Genomic DNA, 231 nt, shown 5'->3' with positions numbered 1-231 from the left:
AACATTTACAGCGCACGGGCAAATTCTTTTCAGCCTATGACTTGGCCGCTTATACTAAAGGGGCGGGTGAATACCTGAATCTGCACAGTCAAACCTTGCAAGCGATCAGTGAGGTTCACGCTAAATCCCGTAAACAGTTTAAAAAAGCCAAACTCAACTGGCGTACCAATAACCCAAAAGCCAAGAGAAGAAGCTTGGGCTGGATTCCGTTTAAAAAGACCGCCATTAAGC

At 45.5% G+C, this 231-nt stretch carries 1 pseudogene; it reads left to right on the top strand.

What is annotated here, in order from left to right:
* A pseudogene (locus AAEY75_RS17400) lies at positions 1–231 on the top strand (RNA-guided endonuclease InsQ/TnpB family protein); the annotation flags it as partial.

Origin of the sequence: Psychrobacter sp. TB55-MNA-CIBAN-0194, assembly GCF_040309505.1 — a bacterium.
GTDB classification, from domain to species: Bacteria; Pseudomonadota; Gammaproteobacteria; order Pseudomonadales; family Moraxellaceae; genus Psychrobacter; species Psychrobacter fozii.
This window is presented reverse-complemented; position numbering and strand designations above follow the sequence as displayed.